Annotated in this window: 9 protein-coding genes; 1 reads left to right on the top strand and 8 read right to left on the bottom strand. The window is 35.5% G+C overall.

Translation table 11 applies throughout. The annotated features are described in order from the left end of the window. The 3 genes from ACI4WO_RS09485 to ACI4WO_RS09475 all read right to left on the bottom strand — a co-directional run. A partial coding sequence (locus tag ACI4WO_RS09485) for an ATP-binding cassette domain-containing protein (RefSeq protein WP_439807321.1) occupies positions 1–205 on the bottom strand: 205 nt, incomplete at its 3' end. Between the two features lie 10 nt (positions 206–215). Further along, positions 216–1,088, bottom strand: coding sequence for a hypothetical protein (locus tag ACI4WO_RS09480; protein ID WP_439807320.1), 873 nt, complete (start codon positions 1,086–1,088; stop codon positions 216–218). After that, positions 1,078–1,488, bottom strand: a complete 411-nt coding sequence (locus tag ACI4WO_RS09475) for a hypothetical protein (RefSeq protein ID WP_439807319.1) — start codon at positions 1,486–1,488, stop codon at positions 1,078–1,080. The genes ACI4WO_RS09480 and ACI4WO_RS09475 overlap by 11 nt, the downstream gene beginning before the upstream one ends. Positions 1,489–1,525: 37 nt before the next feature. Between ACI4WO_RS09475 and ACI4WO_RS09470 the strand changes: the two genes are divergently transcribed. After that, positions 1,526–1,771 (top strand): hypothetical protein, encoded by a 246-nt coding sequence (locus ACI4WO_RS09470; protein ID WP_439807318.1) that lies wholly within the window; start codon positions 1,526–1,528, stop codon positions 1,769–1,771. Positions 1,772–1,882: 111 nt separating this feature from the next. Here the strand turns inward: ACI4WO_RS09470 and ACI4WO_RS09465 are convergent, their stop codons facing one another. From ACI4WO_RS09465 to ACI4WO_RS09445, 5 genes are all read right to left on the bottom strand, one after another. After that, the gene (locus ACI4WO_RS09465) at positions 1,883–3,070 is read right to left on the bottom strand and encodes a hypothetical protein (RefSeq protein ID WP_439807317.1); all 1,188 of its coding nucleotides are present in this window, start codon (positions 3,068–3,070) and stop codon (positions 1,883–1,885) included. A 234-nt stretch (positions 3,071–3,304) separates the two neighbouring features. Next, positions 3,305–3,703 carry a hypothetical protein gene (locus tag ACI4WO_RS09460; RefSeq protein WP_439807316.1) on the bottom strand — a complete coding sequence of 133 codons (399 nt, stop codon included), beginning with the start codon at positions 3,701–3,703 and terminating at the stop codon, positions 3,305–3,307. A gap of 122 nt (positions 3,704–3,825) precedes the next feature. After that, positions 3,826–4,413: an accessory gene regulator ArgB-like protein gene (locus ACI4WO_RS09455; protein ID WP_439807315.1), complete on the bottom strand. Its 588-nt coding sequence runs from the start codon at positions 4,411–4,413 to the stop codon at positions 3,826–3,828. A gap of 10 nt (positions 4,414–4,423) precedes the next feature. Beyond that, complete coding sequence (locus tag ACI4WO_RS09450; protein WP_439807314.1) at positions 4,424–4,558, bottom strand: cyclic lactone autoinducer peptide; 135 nt, start codon at positions 4,556–4,558, stop codon at positions 4,424–4,426. Positions 4,559–4,768: 210 nt separating this feature from the next. Continuing rightward, positions 4,769–5,461: sensor histidine kinase (locus tag ACI4WO_RS09445; protein WP_439807313.1), on the bottom strand; the 693-nt coding region annotated here is incomplete at its 5' end.

The following is a 5,461-nucleotide window of genomic DNA, read 5'->3' as shown; positions in this document are numbered from 1 at the left end:
TTATACGCTTTTCGTTGACGATTATCTCACCTTCTGTAGGTTTTATAAATCCGCAGATACATTTCATCAGCATGGTTTTTCCGCTGCCGTTTCTGCCGATAAGACCGTGGATTTTCCCTTTCGCAAATGAGATATTTATTTTTTTCAGGATCTCTGTTTTCTTTATGGTAAGACTGAGGTTTTTAATTTCGATAACGTTATCCATGTCTGCCTCCTTATTCGTTATCATCAATATTCAGGAAATTCGTATGCTTTACCCGAATTAGACTGAATATAAGTATTGCTGAAATTATTATTCCATTATAAAGAAAGGAACTTCTCAAATCCATTATCGGCTCTTTCAGATGTTTTGTATAGTGAAGATGTATCATAGTATGTGCCATGGGGAAATACCACATTCCCTGTGAATTTAATATGCCAAGAGCGCTTCCTACCGCAATAATGCTGATAGAAACAGGAACGCCGATTTTTCGTAGATTCAACACGTGAAACAGTAGTAATATCACTGCAAGAGTCAGCATATACAGGAAATTAAGAAAAAAAGATGTTGCTGCCGCTTGATACGGAGCTATCTGGTTATATAATTCTTCCTTTATAAGTGATGCGGCAAATGAATAGGCTCTTTCTGGATTGTAAACACCGTATTTGGTAACTACAAGACTCCAGCCATTTGCAACGAACGCATTCATACAATTTGGAATCAGAGAGAAGAGAAAAATAATTCCCATGAACGAAAAAGCAGAAAGAATAAAAAAGATGAACTGTCCAAGCACCCATTCCCTTTTGTTAACTCTATGAAGAACAAAAAGACTGTTTCTGTCAAGATGAGGATGATCTGATATAAGAAAAATATAAACAGCAGGAGTTACAAGGCATAATACTCTTGAATTAAAAACAGCTATAAACGGTTCAATAAAATTCAACGGACTGTTCATCTCACGACTTATTTCCATAAGCGGAGTGACCGCAAAACTCCACACGAAAACTATCATCGCCGCAACAACTACCATACGTGAATTTATTATCCATTTATAAAAATCAATACACGCAATTCGCCATGTTCTCGAAATTGAAAATTTATTGTCCATAGTCGAGCCTCCTGTTCATAATAACGGTAAAGCCAACAAGTGCGGCAATGGCTAAAACTGCATGATAAATTATGATTCCGGCATTTACATCAAATAATACTTCTTTGATATTGCTGGGATAGAGAAAATACATTTTTATAACAATATCCCAACGGTCACGAGCGTTAAAGATATCCTGAACTTTTGAGACCGTCGTGTAATAAAAGTGCATAAAAATGAACGGAAAACAGCATATCATATACTTATTCCTGATGAACGCCGAGAGGAAAAATGCCGGGAGAACAGAAATCATGCCATATATGCCCATTCCGATGTACATTTTTATCAGCTCAATGGCAGACAAGCCCTCATTTGAAAACGAAAAACATATGGCAATACTGTATAGCATAAATCCAGACATTACAGCTGTTCCGCCGCTTAAAACTGCGGAGATGAATTTGGAAACGCAATATTTATATTTGCCGCTTCTTATGATGACGAATCTCATATTTCCGCCCAGCCTTTCTGCGCAGAAGCCTGTAACAAACGGCAGCGATGAAAGAACTGGAATAAAAATAGTTATATACGGACTTACAGATGTACGAAGCAGCTGGGAGCTTGTGAATGAAGAAAACACGGATCTGCTTTTATTCGCTATGACCTCAAAAACTGAATACTCTTTCCCTGTAAAGCTGTCAGTATAAACAGACGATGTAAAGCACAGCAAGCAGGTGATTAAAATGCAAAGAATGAATCCATAGCTGAAAATAGTTTTTCTCAATTCAACAGCAGCGCTGTTAATTAATTTTTTCACATTAACCACCAATTCCTTGTTTTACAATGTCAAAGTTGTATTTGAGTTCACCCGTCACCATATCAATATAGATGTATTTCCTTGTATCGCCATAAGTGTTCGCTTCGCCATTTGCAAGAAAATCTTCCGGCGGTACATCTATTATAAATTCCCACACGGGACGAGAATTATAGCCCACAACGAAAATATTTTCCGGATCGCTTTCGTCATACACAGGATTAAGCGTATACATTATATCAATATCAGATATAGTGACGTCTCTGAAATCTGTAAATGTATTTGCACAATAAGCAAGAGCGCTTTCAAGGGAAATACATTCGTTTATTTTTTCTTCCACTTTGGGAATGAGCATTCCGCTGCCTGTTGTAAACGAATCAATTGAATTAACGCTGAGCATCTGTATTGAAACTTCATAGGGGAAATATGCCATTTTATTCGTAAGTTCTCCGTCTACATATTTAGGTTCTATTGTATAACTGTCAATCGAAACTCCATTATATAGAGCCTCAACCCTAAATTGATAAAGATAATTGCCTTCATGTTCTCTTACAATAACTGTATTTACCTGATAATCATAATACGGAGCGAGCGGTTTATAATTAGTTTCAAACCAATTGTTGATATAATCAACCGCATCTGAAACAGAACATTTTCCGTCTTTAAGCTGGTATTCATCACTTAAATCATCTTTTCTGTCCGGGTGATATATCTTTACAAGCGGTTTACTATATGAATATCCAAGATTGAATGCTTCAGGATTAAGCATAGCTATAAATCCGTTGTCACCTGTGCAGAAATAAACTTTATCATTTTCATTGTAATATAAACGATATCCATTTTCGTTTGAGGTTAATTGAGGGTCAATAATAGATTTATCAAAAAAAAATGGAATTATTTTTTCTGAATTTTCGTTAAAGTTACTTATAATTGAAAATTTCATAACATTAATTTCATCCGGCTTAACAAAATTTATCTTATCTGAAATTGTAAATTGACCGTAACTTTCCTTGAGAGCCTCCTCAGTATTGCTCTGTAATTCACTTACTTCAACATATGAAAAAGAAGTCCCATCATCAGAGGAACTTGAATCATTGTAGTTGCTCATATCTTCTTTCACCTCATCAGGAACAGATGCACAACCAACAAGTAAAAACAACGTTAAGATAAATACAGAAAATCTTTTAATCATAAATTCCTCCAGAATATTTTGAACAACATTGAGGCAACATTGTATAAGACTTCAAATTTTATTCTTCATACAATATTGTCTCAATGTTTTTTTCAAATCGCCGCATTAAACACGCAGACGGCTTAGGGAAGTAAGCCATGATTCAGTCGGAGATTGTATCTCCGACTGAATCTAAAGAATGCTCACCGCCTATAGAAGCGTAGGACATCGTCTTCGGTTATATTCGATTGCTTTTTAACCACTAATTGAAACATTAGCTCTTATTGTGCCGCTATAATTATTAAGTTCAGCTGATGCATATACTATCGCACCAGGAACTATGCCGTTTTTAGCTACAGAACCTCCAGAGGGATTGATGAAACCAGAGTTGGCAATTCCAGCAGAAGAAATATATGCATAAATGCGTGAAGTCTTGTCTGTACGAGTAAAGTTTGAAACAGTGATTGTCGATGTGGATATATCTGCTTTGTAGTTCCACGTTGCAGATGTTGTCCCGGCGCTACTCGGCGCTCCTGCATCTCTCATAAAATATACAGAATCTGAATACGCACTCGCACTCATACCAACCATGCTCACAGTCAGTGTTGTTACTGCCATAATAGAAGCAGCAATTTTCTTAAAAGTCTTGTTCATAATAAATACCATCCTTTCATCCATCTATCTGAAAATTTAATTCAACTATAATATAGTGACTCTGATTTTCAAAAAAGACGAAACATTTTAATATTTTTGTTTTTTAACAAATACAGCATTCTTCATTCATCATACTCTTTTAAAAACGGAACCGCCTTGCCTATCAACAGCAAAATCGCATCAAGTATGACGAATACAATCTCGTTTGAAGCAATTCGCCAATTGAAATTACAGCTTAGGATAAATAAAACAAGGTCGGCTGTGAGCAATACGCACACAATTATCCTGTTTCTTTTCTGCTGTACTTTGGTCAATGGATTATTCTCGTTTACCATTGGTGAAAAAATAAGAATAATTATAACTGAAATAAATCCCGCAACTCTCCATTTCCAGTTCTGATACAGCAGAGGAAAAAATGCAGTAATCGCAATTGACAAACCATACATTATTGTTGATAAAACAAAACAGCTTTCGCTTGATTTGGCATGGTATCCTCCTGAAAAAATACGTATCGGGAGAAAGAATATGAGATATGCCCAGAAGTTAAGCATTGCTCCACACAGAATGCTTGCTATAAGAAACACAATCAGCAAGCTGCCATTAAGCAGAATAACTTCAAGACCATATACATAAACATCACGATGCTGAATATCAACTATTTTGTTTTTAATCAGCAAAAATGCAATGTCCACAGCAAGGTTATGGAACATTTACCACACCTCACTTCTTTTCGGACTTAACAAGCGCCTTGGGTGTCTTGGGCTGATAAAGACCTACGAAAGATGTAGTTTCGCTTGAAATATGTGCAACACTCTTAAGAGTCTTTTTGATAACAGCTGAAAAGTTTGCCTTCATACCTTTCATCTCCTTTCCGGAACAATGAATAATTTCTTGTTCCAATTTTATTTCCTGTTCCTAAGGAAATATTCACGGTTGACCTTGTAGCTTTATAATAGCATATAAATACCTATTTTTGTAAAATCCTGCGCGAATTGTCGTTTTTTGTGCACGAATTGTAAATTTGAATAAAAAACCGGCTTGAAAATTTTTTCAAACCGGTCTATGTTACATTGGTATCATTATTTCTGCATTAAATATTCCATCCGTATGATCAGTTACAAACGTTCCTTTATAGCTTTTTACTGTTTGCTTAACTGAATTTATTCCTATTCCGTGAAGCTGTTTGTCTGATTTGGTTGTTTTCAATTCAACGTTGCTTTTAGTACATTTATTGGAAACAACAATCATTAAATAGCTCTTTACAGGCTTTATTTTAACTTCAACAAAAGGTGATTCTTCATCAATTGACGCTTCAATTGCATTATCAAGAAGATTTCCAAGGATCGATGCAAAATGAGCTGACTTTACAATACAATTATCTGGTATTTTAGCAGTGATAATAAACGTAATGCCTTTACTTTCAGCTGCTCGCTGCTTTATGTTCAGTATAGTGTCCACAGTATCATTTCCTGTTTTATAGTAAAACAGCTTTTTGCTCAGCAGTTTATTCTCACTTTGAAGATACTGCTTTATCCCCTCAATGTCATTATTATTGGCAAGCGACATCAGATTTGCAATATTATGCTTGTAATCATGCATACTTTTCTTCCAGAGCATAAAGGTCTGTTCCGTTTCACTCATTGATTTTTCCAACATCTGTTTTTTAAGAGCGGTCAGTTTAAGCTCTTCTTGATTTTCATAATACTCTGTAAGCTTGAATGTTCCAAAAAAGATGATCATAAGCAGTATCAGCATAAC

Origin of the sequence: Porcipelethomonas sp. (assembly GCF_051893655.1) — a bacterium.
GTDB lineage: Bacteria > Bacillota > Clostridia > Oscillospirales > Ruminococcaceae > Porcipelethomonas.
Note: the sequence above shows the minus strand (reverse complement) of the source record. Positions and strands in the feature narration are given on the sequence as shown.

Bases quoted from the DNA above. Each gene is read 5' to 3' on its own strand.
- ACI4WO_RS09480 (WP_439807320.1), bottom strand. From the start codon at position 1,088: ATGGACAATAAATTTTCAATTTCGAGAACATGGCGAATTGCGTGTATT.
- ACI4WO_RS09475 (WP_439807319.1), bottom strand. From the start codon at position 1,488: ATGTCTGGATTTATGCTATACAGTATTGCCATATGTTTTTCGTTTTCA.
- ACI4WO_RS09465 (WP_439807317.1), bottom strand. From the start codon at position 3,070: ATGATTAAAAGATTTTCTGTATTTATCTTAACGTTGTTTTTACTTGTT.
- ACI4WO_RS09460 (WP_439807316.1), bottom strand. From the start codon at position 3,703: ATGAACAAGACTTTTAAGAAAATTGCTGCTTCTATTATGGCAGTAACA.
- ACI4WO_RS09455 (WP_439807315.1), bottom strand. From the start codon at position 4,413: ATGTTCCATAACCTTGCTGTGGACATTGCATTTTTGCTGATTAAAAAC.
- ACI4WO_RS09450 (WP_439807314.1), bottom strand. From the start codon at position 4,558: ATGAAGGCAAACTTTTCAGCTGTTATCAAAAAGACTCTTAAGAGTGTT.